Source organism: Candidatus Nanopelagicus limnes (genome assembly GCF_002287885.2).
Lineage (GTDB): Bacteria > Actinomycetota > Actinomycetes > Nanopelagicales > Nanopelagicaceae > Nanopelagicus > Nanopelagicus limnae.
In genome coordinates this window covers 663015-681521 of record NZ_CP016768.2, presented here as the reverse complement: position 1 = coordinate 681521, position 18507 = coordinate 663015, and the positions used below count along the sequence as shown (strand labels likewise).

The following is an 18507-nucleotide window of genomic DNA, read 5'->3' as shown; positions in this document are numbered from 1 at the left end:
CTTCCCAATATGGGTCCGGGTGGAATTGCAACGATAATTGCCGCATCCTCCCTTGCCGTAATAGCAGTGGCTGTTGCATATACAGTGATTCGAGCATCCAGATTAATTGATGAAATTACTAAAACTTTGTCGATGATAAATAGCCCGTTGAAGAGTCTAAGTAATGCCGGTAAATCAATTGAGAATTTAACAAAGAAAGTTTCTAGTGCAACTGAATCCTTCTTAGATGAAAACCCAATGGCAATGAAAGCAGCAGCTGCAATTGTTACTGCAGCAAAGCTTAAGAAAAAGGGTAAGAAAAAAAGTAAAGCGAAGGAGTAACTATGGACTCCGCTGATATTCGCGCTAGATGGCTGAAATTTTTCGAATCAAATAACTCGCTAAAACTTCCACATACTGTCGTTCCATCAGCATCATTAATTGCAGATGATCCAAACCTTTTACTTGTTAATGCCGGGATGGTTCCTTTCAAGCCATATTTCCTGGGCGAAGTAAAACCTCCTTATAAACGCGCAACCTCTGTTCAAAAATGTGTTCGAACTTTAGATATTGACGAAGTCGGTAAAACAACCAGACATGCTTCATTTTTCCAAATGTGCGGTAACTTTTCCTTTGGAGATTATTTCAAAGAAGGCGCTATTTCATTGGCATGGGAGTTATTAACTAAATCCACATCAGATGGTGGCTATGGATTTAGCGAAGACAAACTTTGGGTAACTGTTTATCAAGATGATGATGAAGCAGCTCAGATTTGGGAAAAACAAGTTGGAGTTCCTAAAGATCGCATTCAGCGCCGGGGCATGGCGGATAATTTTTGGTCGATGGGCGTTCCTGGTCCATGTGGTCCTTGTTCTGAAATCTATTTTGATCGCGGCAGTGCCTATGGCAAAGAAGGTGGGCCAATCGCTGATGAAGATAGATACCTTGAAATTTGGAACCTGGTGTTTATGCAAAACATTAGAGGTGAAGGTGGAGACAAGAACTCTTTCCCTATTGTGGGCGAATTGCCGGCTAAGAATATTGATACTGGTCTTGGCCTTGAGCGAACTGCTGCCTTACTTCAAGGTGTTGAAAATATATATGAAATCGATACAACCAGAATTATTTTGGATAAAGCATCTGAGCTGACCAAAGTTGTGTATGGCAAAAATGAAAAGAATGATGTGTCTTTAAGAGTGGTTGCCGACCATGCACGTACCGCCATGATGTTGATCGGAGATGGTGTCACACCAGGTAACGAAGGCCGTGGATATGTTTTAAGAAGAATGATGCGCAGAACTATAAGAAATATGCGCTTACTTGGTTCACAAGATTTAGTTATGTCAGAACTGGTTAAAAGCTCAATTAAAGCAATGGGACCACAATATCCGGAGTTAGTAAGTGATTCTGAGCGCATCTTAGCTGTTGCTCAATCTGAAGAGGATAGTTTTATTCAAACTTTGAAGAGTGGTACGAGTATTTTTGATTTAGCTGCAGATCAATTAAAGAAATCTAAATCAACCGCTTTGTCGGCGGATACTGCATTTAAATTACATGACACATATGGATTCCCTTTTGATTTAACACTTGAAATGGCTCGCGAACAGGGCTTAGGGGTAGATGAAGTTGGCTTTAGAAAATTAATGAATGAGCAGCGCGATCGGGCAAAAGCAGATTCGAAGGCTAAGAAAAGCGGACATACTGATTTAACTGAATACCGCGCGATCATAGATAAATCTGGCGCAACTAAATTTGTGGGTTATGAAAACATCTCGGCTGAGGCGAAATTAACGGGAATAATTGTTGATGGCAAAAAAGCTAAAGAAGTAAACGCAGGATCAGAGATTGAAATTACTCTTGATAGAACACCGTTTTATGCCGAAGGCGGTGGGCAGCTAGCTGATGGCGGAAGAATTAAATTAGCCAGCGGCGCGATCATTCAAGTAGAAGATGTTCAAACACCAGTACCTGGATTAATTGTTCATCGTGGAAGTGTGGTTAGTGGTGTTGTTAAAGATGGCGATCAGGTTGTGGCTGAAATTGATCTAGAACGTCGATTGGCGATATCTCGCGCACACACTGCAACCCACATGGTTCATAAAGCATTTCGTGAAGTGTTAGGTGAAACAGCTACCCAAGCAGGATCAGAGAATGCTCCGGGAAGATTTAGATTTGATTTTCCTTCCACAGCAGCTGTGCCGATATCTGTATTAAATGATGTTGAAAGTCGAGTCAATGAATTATTGATAGCAGACTTGCAAGTACATGCTGAAGTTATGTCACAAGATGCTGCCAAGGCGATGGGAGCAATGGCACTATTTGGTGAGAAATATGGGGATCAAGTTCGAGTTGTAAGTGTTGGCGATTGGGCTAGAGAATTATGCGGTGGAACCCATGTGAGTAGATCTGGGCAATTAGGTTTAGTAAAACTACTTTCAGAATCCTCTATTGGCGCTGGTGTTCGCCGAATTGAAGCTTTAGTTGGGCATGATGCTTATCAATATCTAGCTCGTGAGCACGTCCTTCTTAATTCCTTAACTGAAATTATCAAAGGTGTTCGCACGGATGAATTGCCACAACGCATATCTGAATTGATTGAAAAAATGAAAGGCATGGAGAAAGAACTCTCCACTGTCAGATCGGCCAAAGCAATGGCAAGTGCTGCGAGCTTGGTGAAAAATGCAAAGGCAATGAGTGGCATTAATTTAATAGTCGAGCAGCTAGCAGATGAAATTTCAGTTGAGGATATGAGAAGTATTGCATTGGATCTAAGAAGCAAAATCAAAGATGGGGTAGTTGTTTTAGCAACTGTAGTTAGCTCAAAACCACTTATAGTGGCATCAGTTTCTCCCGAGGCAATTAAGTTAGGGATTAAGGCGGGCGAACTGATTAAAACTGGTTCAACAATTCTTGGTGGCGGTGGCGGTGGAAAAGATGATTTTGCGCAAGGTGGGGGCACGGATTCGGGATCGATTGTTAAAGCAATGGCGGAAATAACTAAGGTTATTAGTGGAAAGATTAAATAACGATAGGTGTGGAAATGACTAAACCGGTAGCTCAAGGACGACGGATCGGTTTTGATTATGGCGAGAAACGAATTGGTGTGGCAACTTCAGATGCAGCTTCAATCCTAGTTTCACCTCATGCAACGATTATTAATGATCAACAGTTGCCAATAAAATTGAAGGATATATTTGCCGAGATAGAACCTCTATATGTTGTGATTGGTAATCCGATCCATTTATCAGGTTCTGAGAGTGCGAAATCACTCTCTGCGCTGGAATTTGGAAAACTAATTAAATCGTATTTTTCTGGTCCTATTTATATGGTCGATGAAAGAATGAGTACTCAGAGCGCTTACTCCCAAATGAGAGAGATAGGAAAAAGTGAGAAGGAGAGTAAATCTGTCATTGATCAAATAGCTGCTGTGACCATTCTGGAATCTGCATTGCAAAATGAAAAATCTGGTGGCGCGGTAGGAATTTTGATTTGAAGAAACTCATTGCGGCCCTAGGTGTTGGCTTAGTTTTCACCTTACTCAGCGTTTCGGTCCATAATGCTTTTTTGCTAAATGACTATAAAAATACTTCTGCAGTTGATAAGGCTGAAATCTTAATTGAACCAGGAGATTCAGGAAGTGAGATAGCTTTGAAACTACGAGAAGCCGGAGTTATTAAGGCTGAAAAAGTGTTTTACAAAATAGCCATTAATGATAAAAGGTCAAAATCAATTACCCCAGGTATACATGAAATTGATTTAGAGATCTCAGCCAGCACAGCATTAGAGCAATTATTGGATCCAAAACGAAATCGAGGATTGTTTGGTTTCATCGAAGGATTGCGAAAGAGTGAGATATTGGATTTACTTGCAAAATCTAAATTGGTTTCAGGTAAATACTCTGGAATAACTAAAATCAGTGATCTTTATAGAACTTCAAATGTAGAAGGTTTCCTATTTCCAGCGCAGTATTCGATTTATCCGGGCAGTACCTTTGATCAAGCAATTGAACAGATGGTTGATCGATTTTATATTGCAGCAAAAAACTCAGGTATAGACAAAGGTTTCAAGAATTTCTCCCCTTACGAGCTACTAATCATTGCTTCAATGGTTCAATCAGAGGGGGATCTAAATGATTTCCCTAAAATTGCTCAGGTTATTTACAATCGTTTAAAGATTGGAATGCCTCTTCAAATCAACGCCACGATTGATTACGCAACAAATACAAGAGGCAAAATTAGACTGCCGTACAAGCGCTTGGATACAAATTCCAAATACAATACTTATAAATATCGGGGTTTACCTCCAGGTCCGATAAGCAATCCAGGGGAGAAGGCTTTAGAAGCAACAGTTAATCCAGCCAGCGGGGATTGGTTGTATTACGTTACAGTCAAACCAGGTGACACCAGATTCACTAAATCCTTTGATCAATTTAATATCTGGGCTAATGAATTCAGGAAAAATGAAGATGCGGGGTTGTTCAATTGATTAAGTTAGCGGTAGCTGGCAGCCCAATCGGTCATTCCCTTTCCCCTCTATTGCATTCAACTGCTTATGAGATTTTAGGTGTTAAAGCAGATTTTGGGTCAAATGAAGTTAAGGAACAAGATTTTGGTAACTATTATTTTGAATGCAAGAATGCAGGATTTCGTGGATTAGCACTTACGATGCCTTTGAAAGAGATATCAATTGGGTTTGTAGATAGAGTTGATCCAATCGCAAAACAGATATCTTCTGTCAATACAATTATTTTTGAATCAACTGGAAGTATCGGTATATCAACAGATCTTCTGGCATTTAAGAATCTACTGAAACCATACTTTGGTAAGAAGATAGCAATTCTTGGAGCTGGTGGAACTGCTCGTGCAGCACTGGGTGCGTTGAAGGGGACTGGCACTGAAGTAACAGTCTTAACCCGATCTTTAACCAGGCATGATCAGTTGCACGCTGCAGCGGTAGATCTAGATATAGATTTTCTTGATTGGCATAATTTTGAAGAGATCCAAGATAGAGATTTGATTATTTCAACTACACCAGCCGGAGCAACTGATGGATTGTCTGTGATTTCTACTAAAGCCGATTTCTTTGAAGTGATTTATCATCCTTGGCCAACTGAACTAGCCAAGAGATATCAAAATTTAGGTAAGCATGTAATTGGAGGATTATCACTGTTAGTTGAACAAGCACTTTTTCAAATCAATTATTTCTCACAAAAAGAATTTAATTTTGATCAGATGCGCACAGATTTATTGAAGGTTGCATACGAGGCGATTAAAAAGTAATCCACAGCCTTACATGTAGCAGGTCGTGTTCAATATCCTCAAGGAATGATCCTTGAAATTCTAGCAATTGCTTTTTTTGCCAAAATAGCTTGGTATGACATTCGTACTCAAATGATAAAAAATTCAGATTTGCTTGCTACTGGATTGATCTTGCTTATGCTGTACTGGAGAAATTGGCTGATATCGTTTCTGAATTTCACCATATATCTAATGCTGTATTTTATAAGCCAGCGTAAATTGGGTGAAGGGGATTTAAAGTTGTCAATTATTTGCACTCTTCCGCTTTCCTCATTTTTTCAACTAATGCATGCTGTAACTATTACTTGGTTAATAGGTGGTGTTTTCGCATTATTCAAACCAAAGGCTTCGTTTGCCTTCGCTCCATTTATGATTTTAGGAACAGTTTTAGCGAAGTTTTCTATACCTTAAGGGTAAATTGGCAACGAGTTAAGAAGATGATCTGAGAGAATACTCCTATCAAATTTGATTGGAGAATGCAGTGCTTAGATGGTTGACAGCTGGGGAATCGCATGGTCCTGCTCTGTCGGCAATCATTGAAGGTATTCCAGCGCATGTGTTGATTACTAGTAAAGATATCGACATAGATTTATCTCGCCGTCGTTTGGGATTTGGAAGAGGAGCTAGACAAAATTTTGAGGCGGATAAGATCACAATTACAGGTGGAATCCGGCATGGGAAAACTCAAGGTGGCCCGATTGCAATTCAAATAGCGAACTCTGAATGGCCTAAATGGGAAAAGATCATGAGCGCTGATCCAGTACCTGAAGATGAAATTAAAGATTTGGCAAGGAACGCACCACTAACTAGACCACGACCAGGACATGCTGATTTAGTTGGCATGCAAAAGTTTAATTTTTCAGATGCCCGACCGATTTTGGAACGAGCAAGCGCTCGAGAGACCGCTGCCCGTGTTGCACTTGGAGCTGTTGCTCGAGCATTTCTAAAACAAAGTGTGGGAATCGAAATTTTGAGCCATGTTGTATCGATAGGAAAGATAAGTGTTGCTGAAGATTACAAACTGCCGTCTATTACCGATCGCCAGCGAATCGATGAAGATCCAGTTCGATGCGCAGATAAGAAAGTTAGCGATGAGATAGTAAAAGAGATTGAACAAGCTCACAAAGACGGAGACACATTAGGTGGTGTCGTTGAAATTTTGGCTTACAACTTGCCGCCTGGCCTAGGTTCACATACTCATTGGGATAAACGTTTAGATGCTCGATTAGCTGGAGCGATGATGGGTATTCAGGCAATCAAAGGTGTTGAGTTGGGAGATGGTTTTGCAACTGCCAAGCGAAGAGGTTCAGTTGCTCATGATGAAATTGAAAAAAATGCAAAAGGTGAAATTGTCCGTCGAACAGATCGCGCTGGTGGTACTGAAGGCGGTATGAGTAATGGTGAGATTCTTAGAGTAAAAGTTGCCATGAAACCAATCTCCACAGTACCTAAAGCTTTAGACACAATTGACGTTGCTACAGGTGAGGCAGCTAAAGCGATAAATCAAAGATCAGATGTATGCGCAGTTCCCGCTTCGGGAATAGTGGCAGAAGCCATGGCAGCGCTAGTACTTGCAGATGCAGTATTGGAAAAATTCGGTGGTGACAGTGTTCAAGAAACTAAGCGTAACTTTGAGCAATACATGAAGAGCTTAGAAATAAAGTAATGCTTAATAAAATCGTTTTAATTGGTCCACCTGGTGCAGGAAAATCTAGTATTGGTAAGTCACTTGCAAAAGATTTGTCATTACCGTTTATTGACAGTGATACTGAAATTGAAAAATCTTCAGGTAAGAAAATATCTGAAATATTCGTAGATGATGGAGAACCTCATTTTCGTGCTTTAGAAGTAGAAAAAGTTAAGCAATTATTGCAAGATTTTGAAGGGATTGTTTCATTGGGTGGTGGAGCACCGATAAATACAGAGATTTCGCAAATATTAGAATCAGCCAGCTATCCAGTGATTTTCATTGATGTTTCAATAGCACAAGCCGCAGTTCGAATTGGTTTCAACAAAGATAGACCACTGTTGCTCATTAATCCAAGACAACAATGGATGAATCTAATGAGCGTGCGTCGTCCGGTATATGAAAAATTGGCAAGTGATACCGTTTCATCTGACAGTAAGAAACCCCATGAGGTAGCGAAAATTATCGTAGAGAAAATTAAAGCGAAAATATGAAAATCATTAATGTAAAAGGTGAACACCGATATCCAGTAAAGGTCGGCGTGAATTGGACTAATGAGGTCAAAGCAATCTCAAGCATTCACAATAAAGTATTGATTATTGCTCCGAAATCGATAGTTTCGAAATATAAATTAAAGGAAAGTTCAGGCGTTAAGTTCTTTACAACGCCAGAGGGGGAGAATCAGAAAAATATAAATGTGTTGGATAAAGTGTGGAGTAAGTGTGCGGCAGAGGGCATTGCCCGTGCTGATGCAATCATTGGTATAGGTGGTGGGGCTACTACTGATCTTGCTGGTTTTGCAGCTTCATCTTGGTTAAGAGGAATCTCTTGGTATGCAATCCCAACCTCGTTGGCAGGAATGGTTGATGCTGCGGTTGGTGGCAAGACTGGCATCAACGCTAGGAGCGGTAAAAATCTGATCGGATCTTTTTATTCTCCAACTGAAGTTTTGATCGACCTAGCATTTTTAAACACCCTACCAAAGCGAGATTTATCAGCAGGCATGGCCGAAGTTCTTAAGTGTGGCTTTATTGCCGATTATAAGATTCTAAATCTTGCACAAGATGATGATTTGGATTACCAGCAACTTATAACTCGCGCTATTAAAGTTAAGGCAGATGTTGTGTCTAAAGATTTTAAAGAGAGTAAATTAAGAGAAATACTCAATTATGGCCACACTTTAGGGCATGCAATAGAGAAAAATAGTGGTTACAAACTAAGACACGGTGAGGCTGTCAGTATTGGAATGGTATTCGCCGCAGAATTGAGTAGGAAATTATCTGGTCTATCAGATGATGCTGTGCTTTTACATAGGGAATTACTAAGAAACTTTGATTTACCTATTTCCTATCCAATCAATAAATTTAAACCCTTACTTGCCCTATTGGCCAAAGATAAAAAGGTAAGAAACTCAAAACTACGGTTCATCGGAATTAGTAAAATTGGGAAACCTGTTTGGTTTGATGATGTTTCGCCAAGCACACTCAGTAAGGTTTATGAGAGAATAGCCAAATGAAGATACTTGTACTAAATGGACCTAATCTCTCTAGACTTGATCTACGTGAACAGAAACATTACGGCGATCTTGATTACAGCCAATTAAAGAAGGCAATCGAAGAAAAAGCCAAGGAATTGTCCATTGATATTGAAATTAAACAAAGTGATAGCGAGAGTGAAATAATCTCTTGGCTTCACGAAGCCGCAGATAAGAAGCAACCGGTTATCTTCAATCCAGCTGCATTTACTCATTACTCGTACGCGATAAGAGATGCGGTAACTATGCTTTCTGCGCCAGTTATTGAAGTTCATCTTTCAAACCCGCTATCGCGGGAAGAGTTTCGTCACACATCAGTAATTAGTGGGGTAGTTAAAGGTTCCATTGCTGGATTTGGTGTGGATAGCTACCACTTGGCCCTAATCGCGATGCAAAAATTAGTTGGCTGACAAGGTAGGCTTGGACAATAGTTTTTAAGAAATACTTAAAGATTTTCGATATTAGATGAGGCAAAAATGGCTACCACTAACGATTTAAAAAATGGAATGACCTTGAATTTAGATGGTCAATTGTGGAACGTAATCGAGTTTCAACATGTTAAGCCAGGTAAGGGTGGAGCTTTCGTGCGCACCAAAATGCGTTCAGTTTTATCCGGTAAGGTAGTTGAAAAAACTTTTAACGCTGGCGTTAAAGTAGAGGTTGCTCAAGTGGATAAGCGCGATATGCAATATCTATATAAAGATGGTGAAGATTTCATGTTTATGGACTCTACTAATTTCGATCAAATCTCAATTAGTAAACAAACTGTTGGAGATGCAGTTGATTATTTACTGGAAAATGCCGATGCAATTGTGGCTATGCATGAAGGTAATCCTCTATTCATTGAACTTCCAGCATCAGTGGAATTGAGAATCACTTATACAGAGCCAGGATTACAAGGTGATAGATCTTCTGGTGGTACTAAACCAGCAACAGTTGAGACTGGAATTACAGTTCAGGTTCCACTGTTTATCAAGCAAGATGAAAAAGTATTGGTTGACACAAGAACTGGTGCTTATCTTGGGCGAGCAAACTAAAAGATGTCTGCCCGCAGTAAAGCTCGAAAACGGGCATTAGATTTTCTCTATGAAGCAGATATTAAGAAGGTTTTAGCCGCTGACTTGTTTAGCGCCCGCGGCGCTAATGAACTATCGCAAGAACCATATGTTTTAGTGCTAATAAATGGTGTTGCTGAGCACCTACCCAAAATCGATGAATTAATTATTACTTACGCGCAAGGCTGGGATATGGACCGGATGCCGCCAATTGATCGCAATATTTTAAGAATAGCTATATTTGAAATCTTATGGGCTGCAGAGATAGATATTCAGGTGGCCTGCGATGAAGCTGTTGAACTGGCTAAATCACTTTCAACCGATGAATCCTCAAGCTATATCAATGGTGTCCTAGGAAGGATTATCAAACTTAAGGATTCAATCGCCATTTAGGCAGTTAGTAACTCTGCCTCAGTTAGGTAATCAAGTGTTGCTGCATCAGTTAAACCCAGCAACAGCGATAGGAATTGCAGATCATTTGCTCTAATTGTTAACAACTGACCGTTCCAATCCTTGCGTCGATCACTAACCAATCTTGTAAACCTTCTTATCTGTTCGGTATGAGCATCGCTTCCACTTGAAATCCTTACCAAATCTAAGGTTAAGCTTCGCGCTGAAACTATCGGTGCTATCTCTGGAAAAAGTTCACTGACCGGCACTTGGTAGAACTCCATCAGGGAAATCGCTTTCTTTAGGGAGATTGCTCGATCCCCTCGCTCATAGGAGCCGATTACAACTGCCTTCCACTTGCCATTTGAGTGGTTTTCTACATCTTGCAAACTCCACCCTTTTGATTTTCTAATCATTCTTAAGCGTTCTGCTTGGTTATTTTTATTCATAGCAGCACACTAGCCACACGCGGATTTTCATGATTTTCAATATCCACAGCCTCTCTGCTAACATACGGCGATTCCTTTAACGATCCGTCCAGAGAGGCGGCGAAGGAGAAGTAAATGGGTATTTTGTTATCAGGCTCCGACATCGATCGGGCAATTAAACGCATTTCACATGAAATCATTGAACATAATCAAGGGATCTCAAATCTAGTTTTAATGGGTATCCCAACTCGCGGTGCTTATTTAGCAGATCGCATTGCTGCCTTCATTAGCGAGATTGAAGGGGATGTGGCTTGTGGTGTCTTAGATATCACCTTACATCGCGATGATTTGAGGCTGCGTCCACCAAAACCAATTCTTCCTACCAAATTACCGGTAGGTGGCATAGAAGGTAAAGATTTAGTTCTGGTTGATGATGTGTTGTTTTCTGGCCGCACCATTCGGGCAGCATTAGATGCGATTGGTGAGTTAGGACGACCAAAATCAGTCCAATTAGCTGTACTAGTTGATCGCGGCCACAGGGAATTACCCATCAGGGCAGATTACGTGGGTAAAAATATCCCCACCTCAATTACAGAAAGTGTAAAAGTTCATCTTTCTGAGTTGGATGAAGAAGATCTAGTGGAGCTGATCAAATGATCAATGGGCATCTATTGTCGGTTGCAGATTTAACCAAAGAAAGTGCCCTTAATTTGTTATCAACAGCAAAAGAGTTAGCTCAAATAACCGATGGTCCAAATAAGAAATTGCCAACACTCCGGGGAAAAACTGTTGTAAATCTCTTTTTTGAAGATTCAACTCGTACCCGAATTAGCTTTGAAACTGCAGCTAAAAGATTATCCGCGGATGTAATTAATTTTTCGGCTAAAGGATCATCGGTGAGTAAGGGCGAGAGTTTGAAAGATACTGCTCAAACTTTGCAAGCAATGGGAGCTGATGCTGTTGTGATTCGCCATGGCAGTTCTGGCGCTGCTAAACGTTTGGCAGATACACAGTGGATTCAAGCGGCAGTAATAAATGCGGGGGATGGAACACATGAACACCCTACGCAAGCCCTCCTAGATGCATTTACAATAAAACAACACTTAAGAAATAATGAGAAAGATCTATCTGGTGTAAAAGTATTAATTGTTGGAGATATTCTCCACTCAAGAGTTGCTAGAAGCAATGTTCTTTTGTTAACAAAATTAGGTGCGCAAGTAACATTGGTAGCACCTCCTACCTTACTACCAGTGGGTGTATCAGATTGGCCAGTAAAGATTTCATATGATCTTGATGATGAGATTTCAAAATGTGATGTTGTGATGATGCTTCGAATCCAACTAGAACGTATGAATGATTCTTTCTTTCCATCATCGCAGGAATACTCAAAACGTTTCGGTTTAAATTCAGTTCGACTAGCTAAACTATCCAAAAATGCAATTGTTATGCATCCAGGGCCAATGAACCGCGGGCTTGAGATATCAGCCGAGAGCGCAGACGATTTGAAGTCAGTCATCATTGATCAAGTAAAAAATGGTGTCGCGATTCGTATGGCAGTTTTATACGAATTACTTGGTGGGGCACCAATTGGGGAGGGCAAGTAATGAAAATTTCGAATGCGAAATTGGCTAATGGCAACCTAGTTAATGTTGAGATAAGCAATGGTGTAATTACTAAAGTTGATAAAGCAACAGCCGGAAATGTTACCGATGGCATTGATGCTAAATCTAAGCTTTTGATCCCAGGTCTAGTTGATCTACACACTCACCTTCGCGAACCAGGCAGGGAAGATGCCGAAACCGTATTAACCGGTTCAAGATCAGCAGTTGCTGGTGGCTACACAGCGATATCTGCTATGGCGAACACAAATCCAGTTGCAGATAACGCGGGAGTTGTTGAACAAATTTATCGTTTAGGCAAGAGTGCAGGATTAGTAGATGTTAATCCAATAGGCGCAGTGACTAGAGGTTTACTCGGCGAGCAATTAGCTGAGATGGGTGCCATGGCAGATTCAATAGCAAAGGTAAGAATATTTAGTGATGATGGAAAATGCGTATTTGATCCATTAATAATGCGAAGAGCACTTGAGTATGTCAAAACATTTAATGGAATCATTGCCCAGCATGCTCAAGAACCCAGATTAACTGTTAACGCACAAATGAATGAAGGAATAATCTCTGCTCGAATCGGATTACCAGGTTGGCCAGCCATTGCTGAAGAAGCGATTATTGCAAGAGACATCTTGCTAGCTGAACATGTTCAATCAAGATTACATATTTGCCATGTAACAACAGCCGGTGGCGTTGAATTAATAAGGTGGGCAAAGCAGCGTGGGATTCAAGTCACAGCTGAGGTAACGCCTCACCATCTTCTGCTGACCGATGAATTAGTAGAGAATTACGATCCGATCTATAAAGTGAACCCACCACTTAGAACTCAGAAGGATGTGCAAGCTTTGCGAGAAGGTTTAGCTGAAGGGGTAATCGATATTGTGGCAACTGATCACGCCCCACATCCATCTGAAGATAAGGACTGTGAATTCCAAGCAGGTGCCTTTGGCATGGTTGGTCTTGAAACTGCTCTGTCTGTTGTTGTAAAAACAATGATTGAAACAAAGTTAATGACTTGGCCTGATTTAATTGATCGAATGTCAGTTGCCCCGGCCCGGATAGCTGGCTACGCCAACCAAGGCAACGAAATAGCCGTTGGTAAATCTGCAAATCTGATCCTGATTGATTTAGAAAAAAACTGGCGTGTGGATCGCGATAAATTGAAGTCAAAAAGTAAGAACACTCCGTTTAATGGGATGGAAATGCCAAGTGTGATTACTGATGTATTCCATAATGGAGAGCATGTCCTGCAAGAGTCGCAGGTAGTAGAAAAGAAATCAGAGAGCAATGAGTAAATCAAAGACTGCCTACTTGGTTTTAGATGATGGACGTATTTTTGAAGGAAGTGCTTGGGCTAAAACCGGTGAAACCTACGGAGAGGCAGTGTTCTCAACTGGAATGACCGGATATCAGGAAACTTTGACAGATCCTTCCTACCACAAACAAATTGTTGTCATGACAGCTCCACACATTGGTAATACTGGAATGAATAAAACTGATCAAGAATCTTCAAAGATTTGGGTAGCAGGCTTTGTTGTCCGCAATCCATCATCAATTGCTAGTAATTGGAGAAGTGAGAAATCTCTAGAGGAGGAGTTGATTAGTTCCGGGGTTGTTGGAATTCAAGGCGTTGATACCCGAGCTATCACTCGACATCTAAGAGATCGCGGCGCTATGCGCGTTGGAATCTTTAGCGATACCGAATTAAGTAGAGAAGAAATGGTTGTAAAGGTACGTAAAACACAACCAATGAGTGGAGCTTTTCTGGCCTCAGATGTAACAACTTCAAAACCTTACATAGTAAATCCGCCACAAGGAGTTTCAACCATTTTAAAGGTTGCTGCAATTGATCTCGGTATTAAAGGAGCAACTCCAAAAGCGATGTCAGAGTTGGGTATTCAAGTTCACGTTATGCCTATGAACACTACATATGAAGAGATAAAAGCTATTGCACCAGACGGCGTATTCCTATCCAATGGACCAGGGGATCCGGCTGCTATGACTGAGGTTGTTGAACTTGTAAGAAATGTATTAGCGGATGAAATTCCTTTCTTTGGAATCTGTTTTGGCCATCAAATATTGGGAAGAGCATTGGGTTTTGAAACTTATAAATTACCGTTTGGACACCGCGGTATAAATCAGCCGGTTGTTGATTTAACAACTGGCAAAGTTGAAATTACGGCTCATAACCACGGGTTTGCAGTTGCTGCTCCAAAGGACCATGAGTTTAAGACTGTATATGGTGATGGCAGAGTTACTCATATTTCATTAAATGATTCTGTTGTTGAAGGTCTTGAGTTGATTTCTATTCCCGCTTTTTCAGTTCAGTATCACCCAGAATCTGCAGCCGGACCGCATGATGCTTCCTATCTTTTCAAAAGATTTGTTGATTTAATGCAGAATCCAAAAATGGGCTTGAAGGAATTAAATGCCTAAAGATAATTCAATTAAGAGTGTATTGGTAATTGGTAGTGGACCAATAGTTATCGGGCAAGCTTGTGAATTTGACTATTCAGGTACTCAAGCTTGTCGGGTTTTACGGGCGGAAGGGATTCGTGTAATCCTCATTAATTCTAATCCTGCAACAATTATGACGGATCCTGAATTCGCTGATGCAACATACATCGAACCAATTACGCCAGAAGTTATAGAGATGATTTTGGATAAAGAACGTCCGGACGCAGTGCTGGCAACATTAGGTGGACAAACTGCACTAAACGCTGCAATGGCCCTTCATGAGCGAGGTTCTTTTGTTAAATATGGCACCAAATTAATCGGTGCGGATGTTGAGGCAATTAAACGAGGTGAAGATCGCGAAGTGTTTAAAAAGATAGTTGAAAGTATCGGTGGACAATCAGCAAAATCAAAGATTTGCCATTCAATGCAAGATTGTTTGGCAGCTGCTTTAGAACTTAAATATCCAGTTGTTGTGCGTCCTTCATTCACTATGGGTGGGTTGGGTTCTGGAATTGCTTATAACGAATCAGATCTGCAACAAATTGCTGGAGCTGGTTTGCGACATAGTCCAACCACTGAAGTACTACTTGAAGAATCAATAATTGGATGGAAAGAATATGAGTTAGAGGTTATGCGAGATAACAATAACAATGTTGTAATAGTTTGCAGCATTGAAAATGTTGACCCAATGGGAGTCCATACAGGAGATTCAATAACGGTTGCTCCTACTATGACTTTAACCGATGTTGAGTATCAGAAATTGCGTGATCTTTCTATAAAGATCATTCGAGAGGTTGGGGTTGCCACTGGAGGGTGCAATATTCAATTTGCAGTTAATCCTGCAGACGGTCGAATCATTGTTATCGAGATGAATCCACGAGTTTCTCGATCATCAGCACTTGCCTCAAAAGCAACTGGTTTTCCGATTGCAAAGATTGCAACCAAGTTAGCAATTGGCTATACATTAGATGAAATCGAAAATGATATAACTAAATCAACACCAGCATCATTTGAGCCAGCATTGGATTATGTAGTTGTGAAAGTTCCTAGATTTGCTTTTGAGAAGTTCCCAGAGGCTGATACACGTTTAACGACCACTATGAAAAGTGTCGGTGAAGCCATGGCGATTGGCCGAAGTTTTCCAGAAGCTCTACAAAAAGCTCTACGCTCCTTAGAAAAAGTAGGCGCATCCTTTAAATGGCGCACAGAGAATCTTTCTGAATTGCTTGGAAAGATTGTTGTGCCAACTGAATTTCGATTGCAGCAGGTTCAATCAGCTCTATTTAATGGCGCAACAGTTGATGAAGTTTTTAAGATAACTAAAATTGATCCCTGGTTTCTAGAGCAGATTAGGCTGATAAATGATCAAGCTTCCTTGATTGCAAACTCTGGAGAATTAACAAGAGAGCTTTTAAAATCATCAAAAATGATGGGTTTTTCAGACGCACAAATTGCAGAACTAAGAAAAACCAATGAATCCGAAGTTCGTCAGATGAGAAGTAATTTGAATCTTCACCCCGTCTATAAGACTGTCGATACCTGTGCTGGTGAATTCGCAGCTCTTACTCCGTATTACTACTCTGCTTATGATGAAGAGAGTGAAGTGTTATCTAGGAGTAAGCCAGCGGTAATCATTCTTGGTAGTGGACCTAATCGAATAGGTCAAGGAATTGAATTTGATTACTCCTGTGTTCATGCATCATTTGCCTTGCAAAAGGCAGGCTATGAAACAATTATGATTAATTGCAATCCAGAAACTGTTTCAACGGATTACGACACTTCAGATAGATTGTATTTTGAGCCACTAACTCTAGAAGATGTGTTAGAAGTAATTGCTGCCGAAAATGCAGCTGGCCCAGTTCTAGGAGTGATCGCACAATTGGGAGGTCAAACTCCATTAGGTCTTGCTCGCGGTTTATTAGATGCGGGCGTGAAAATTCTTGGCACCTCACCTGATGCAATTGATTTGGCGGAAGAGCGTGGTGCCTTTGGTGAGATTCTCAGCAAGAACGATTTAAGTGCACCTAATTTTGGAATGGCTAATTCTTATCAAGAATCTTCTGAGATTGCCACAAGAATCGGCTACCCAGTACTAGTAAGGCCATCTTATGTTCTAGGCGGGCGAGGCATGGAGATTGTTTATGATGAGGAATCTCTGCGAGGTTTTATTGAAAAAGCTACCGCCATCACGCCAAACCATCCAGTATTAATTGATAAGTTTTTAGATGATGCAATCGAAATAGATGTAGATGCTCTTTATGATGGGTCAGATCTGTATTTAGCTGGAGTGATGGAGCATATTGAAGAGGCTGGTGTTCATTCGGGCGATTCTGCTTGCGTTCTACCAAGTACTTCACTTGATAAAAATATGTTGGATCAGATACGAATTGCCACCGAAAAAATTGCAAAAGATGTTGGCGTCAGAGGGTTGATCAATATTCAATTCGCCGTAAGTGGAGATCCTCAGAAACTGTTTGTTTTAGAGGCAAATCCAAGAGCGTCAAGAACTGTGCCATTTGTTGCGAAAGCAACTGGTGTCCAATTAGCCAAGGCTGCTGCGTTAATTGCAACTGGGGTCAGTATTGCCCAACTTCGCATAGATGCTCTTTTACCAAAGAGCGGTGATGGAAAAGCGAATGGAGTGTCCGTGAAAGAGGCGGTTCTACCATTTAATCGATTCCGCAGAATAGATGGCACTGGAGTTGATACTGTTTTAGGTCCGGAGATGAAATCAACTGGTGAGGTTATGGGGATAGCCAATAATTTCGGCTTGGCATTTGCAAAGAGCCAAATAGCTGCTTTTGGGCCACTGCCAATTTCAGGTGCTGTCTTTATTTCACTTTCGCAACGAGATAAGGATTCTGGTTGGCGCTCAGCAAGAGGATTACATGAACTAGGATTTAAAATTTATAGCACGGCAGGTACTCATTCATATCTGACTGAAAAAGGTATTCCATCGGAAAAGGTTAGAAAAAACTCTGATCCTCAAACAGATCAGTTATCTGCCAATGATCTGATCACGAAAGGATTAGTACAATTAGTTATCAATACTCCACTTGGACGGGGATCTCGTCAGGATGGATTCTTGATAAGAACTGCAGCGATTTCACGATCTGTCGCATGCATAACAACTATTCCAGGCTTTAAAGCAGCTGTTGCGGGGATAAGCGCTCTGCAAAAAGATGAGTTTGGAATTAAATCTTTGCAGGAGTGGATGCAATGATAACTCCACAAAAAATCAATCGGAATGCCAAACAGATTCAAGCAGAGGTTTTAAGCAACAAAAAAGTTGGCCCATATCACCATATGGTTTTTGCGGTGGGGGATATGGCTGCTCATAGTAAACCTGGCAATTTTGTTGCTATCTCAGTTGGTGGCGAACAATCCTCATTAATTTTAAGAAGAGCTTTTGCTATTTATCGAGCCAGCGATAAAGGACCAATGGGAGGAAGTATTGAATTAGTAGTCGCCCCTCATGGTCAGGGTAGTAAATGGTTATGCGGGCAAAATGTTGGAGCTTTTATTGACATGGTTGGTCCCCTTGGAACAGCTTTTGGAATTCCAACAACAAATGCAAATACGATGTTAATCGGTGGTGGTTATGGTTCAGCTCCACTATTTGCTTTGGCTGAAGTATTGAAAAATCGTGGTTGCCGAGTGGACATGGTTTTAGGCGCAAGTACGGCAAATAAGATTTACGCACCTCTTGAAGGAAAGCGCAGTGTTTCATCATTAACTCTAACAACAGATGATGGCAGCACAGGAATTCATGGTCAGATTAGTGAAGCAATTCCAAGGTTAATTAGAGAGTATTCAACAGAGGTTATTTACTCATGTGGACCCATGGGAATGCTCTCTGCTATCGCAAAAATTGCAGAAGATTTTGACATCGCCCATCAATGTGCGGTTGAGGAAGCGATGGCGTGTGGAATTGGTGTCTGTATGACCTGTGTAATACCAGTTAAGAATGAAGGTGGCATCAAGATGGTGCGAACCTGTATTGATGGACCGGTAATGGATGGTGCTGAAATTATCTGGGATCGAAAAACCGTAATGGATGCGTTATAAAT

The 18507-nt window shown here is 40.8% G+C and carries 19 protein-coding genes; 18 read left to right on the top strand and 1 reads right to left on the bottom strand.

The window, feature by feature from the left end; translation table 11 throughout:
• The first annotated feature begins 9 nt into the window (after window positions 1–9).
• From B1s21122_RS03400 to nusB, 12 genes are all read left to right on the top strand, one after another.
• Window positions 10–321 (top strand): DUF948 domain-containing protein, encoded by a 312-nt coding sequence (locus B1s21122_RS03400; protein WP_095680629.1) that lies wholly within the window; start codon window positions 10–12, stop codon window positions 319–321.
• A gap of 2 nt (window positions 322–323) precedes the next feature.
• Window positions 324–3005 carry an alanine--tRNA ligase gene (gene alaS / locus B1s21122_RS03395; protein WP_095680630.1) on the top strand — a complete coding sequence of 894 codons (2682 nt, stop codon included), beginning with the start codon at window positions 324–326 and terminating at the stop codon, window positions 3003–3005.
• Window positions 3006–3019: 14 nt separating this feature from the next.
• Window positions 3020–3472 (top strand): Holliday junction resolvase RuvX, encoded by a 453-nt coding sequence (gene ruvX / locus B1s21122_RS03390; RefSeq protein WP_095680631.1) that lies wholly within the window; start codon window positions 3020–3022, stop codon window positions 3470–3472.
• A complete protein-coding gene (gene mltG, locus B1s21122_RS03385) occupies window positions 3469–4464 on the top strand; it encodes an endolytic transglycosylase MltG (RefSeq protein ID WP_095680632.1) in 996 nt (331 codons plus the stop codon). The genes ruvX and mltG overlap by 4 nt, the downstream gene beginning before the upstream one ends.
• Window positions 4461–5258 (top strand): shikimate dehydrogenase family protein, encoded by a 798-nt coding sequence (locus tag B1s21122_RS03380; protein ID WP_095680633.1) that lies wholly within the window; start codon window positions 4461–4463, stop codon window positions 5256–5258. The genes mltG and B1s21122_RS03380 overlap by 4 nt, the downstream gene beginning before the upstream one ends.
• Window positions 5259–5303: 45 nt before the next feature.
• Window positions 5304–5687: a prepilin peptidase gene (locus tag B1s21122_RS03375; RefSeq protein WP_095680634.1), complete on the top strand. Its 384-nt coding sequence runs from the start codon at window positions 5304–5306 to the stop codon at window positions 5685–5687.
• Window positions 5688–5757: 70 nt separating this feature from the next.
• Window positions 5758–6942, top strand: coding sequence for a chorismate synthase (aroC, locus tag B1s21122_RS03370; RefSeq protein ID WP_095680635.1), 1185 nt, complete (start codon window positions 5758–5760; stop codon window positions 6940–6942).
• Window positions 6942–7457 carry a shikimate kinase gene (locus tag B1s21122_RS03365; RefSeq protein WP_095680636.1) on the top strand — a complete coding sequence of 172 codons (516 nt, stop codon included), beginning with the start codon at window positions 6942–6944 and terminating at the stop codon, window positions 7455–7457. The genes aroC and B1s21122_RS03365 overlap by 1 nt, the downstream gene beginning before the upstream one ends.
• Window positions 7454–8479, top strand: coding sequence for a 3-dehydroquinate synthase (aroB, locus tag B1s21122_RS03360; RefSeq protein WP_095680637.1), 1026 nt, complete (start codon window positions 7454–7456; stop codon window positions 8477–8479). The genes B1s21122_RS03365 and aroB overlap by 4 nt, the downstream gene beginning before the upstream one ends.
• Window positions 8476–8907, top strand: a complete 432-nt coding sequence (aroQ, locus tag B1s21122_RS03355; RefSeq protein WP_095680638.1) for a type II 3-dehydroquinate dehydratase — start codon at window positions 8476–8478, stop codon at window positions 8905–8907. The genes aroB and aroQ overlap by 4 nt, the downstream gene beginning before the upstream one ends.
• A gap of 66 nt (window positions 8908–8973) precedes the next feature.
• Complete coding sequence (gene efp, locus B1s21122_RS03350; RefSeq protein ID WP_095680639.1) at window positions 8974–9534, top strand: elongation factor P; 561 nt, start codon at window positions 8974–8976, stop codon at window positions 9532–9534.
• 3 nt (window positions 9535–9537) lie between these two features.
• Window positions 9538–9945, top strand: a complete 408-nt coding sequence (gene nusB / locus B1s21122_RS03345; protein ID WP_095680640.1) for a transcription antitermination factor NusB — start codon at window positions 9538–9540, stop codon at window positions 9943–9945.
• Here the strand turns inward: nusB and B1s21122_RS03340 are convergent.
• The gene (locus B1s21122_RS03340; RefSeq protein ID WP_095680641.1) at window positions 9942–10391 is read right to left on the bottom strand and encodes a transcriptional regulator; all 450 of its coding nucleotides are present in this window, start codon (window positions 10389–10391) and stop codon (window positions 9942–9944) included. The genes nusB and B1s21122_RS03340 overlap by 4 nt on opposite strands.
• Window positions 10392–10505: 114 nt before the next feature.
• Here B1s21122_RS03340 and pyrR point away from each other — a divergent pair, with 114 nt between their 5' ends.
• From pyrR to B1s21122_RS03310, 6 genes are read left to right on the top strand one after another with little or no spacing between them, the layout of a single operon-like run.
• Window positions 10506–11027 carry a bifunctional pyr operon transcriptional regulator/uracil phosphoribosyltransferase PyrR gene (gene pyrR / locus B1s21122_RS03335; protein ID WP_095680642.1) on the top strand — a complete coding sequence of 174 codons (522 nt, stop codon included), beginning with the start codon at window positions 10506–10508 and terminating at the stop codon, window positions 11025–11027.
• Entirely contained in the window at window positions 11024–11974 is a 951-nt protein-coding gene (locus B1s21122_RS03330) for an aspartate carbamoyltransferase catalytic subunit (protein WP_095680643.1), read from the top strand. The genes pyrR and B1s21122_RS03330 overlap by 4 nt, the downstream gene beginning before the upstream one ends.
• Window positions 11974–13275 (top strand): dihydroorotase, encoded by a 1302-nt coding sequence (locus B1s21122_RS03325; protein WP_095680644.1) that lies wholly within the window; start codon window positions 11974–11976, stop codon window positions 13273–13275. Before B1s21122_RS03330 ends, B1s21122_RS03325 begins: the two co-directional genes overlap by 1 nt.
• On the top strand, window positions 13268–14416 hold the full coding sequence (gene carA / locus B1s21122_RS03320) for a glutamine-hydrolyzing carbamoyl-phosphate synthase small subunit (protein ID WP_095680645.1): 1149 nt from the start codon (window positions 13268–13270) through the stop codon (window positions 14414–14416). The genes B1s21122_RS03325 and carA overlap by 8 nt, the downstream gene beginning before the upstream one ends.
• On the top strand, window positions 14409–17660 hold the full coding sequence (gene carB / locus B1s21122_RS03315; protein WP_095680646.1) for a carbamoyl-phosphate synthase large subunit: 3252 nt from the start codon (window positions 14409–14411) through the stop codon (window positions 17658–17660). The genes carA and carB overlap by 8 nt, the downstream gene beginning before the upstream one ends.
• Complete coding sequence (locus B1s21122_RS03310) at window positions 17657–18505, top strand: dihydroorotate dehydrogenase electron transfer subunit (protein WP_095680647.1); 849 nt, start codon at window positions 17657–17659, stop codon at window positions 18503–18505. Before carB ends, B1s21122_RS03310 begins: the two co-directional genes overlap by 4 nt.
• Window positions 18506–18507: the final 2 nt, after the last annotated feature.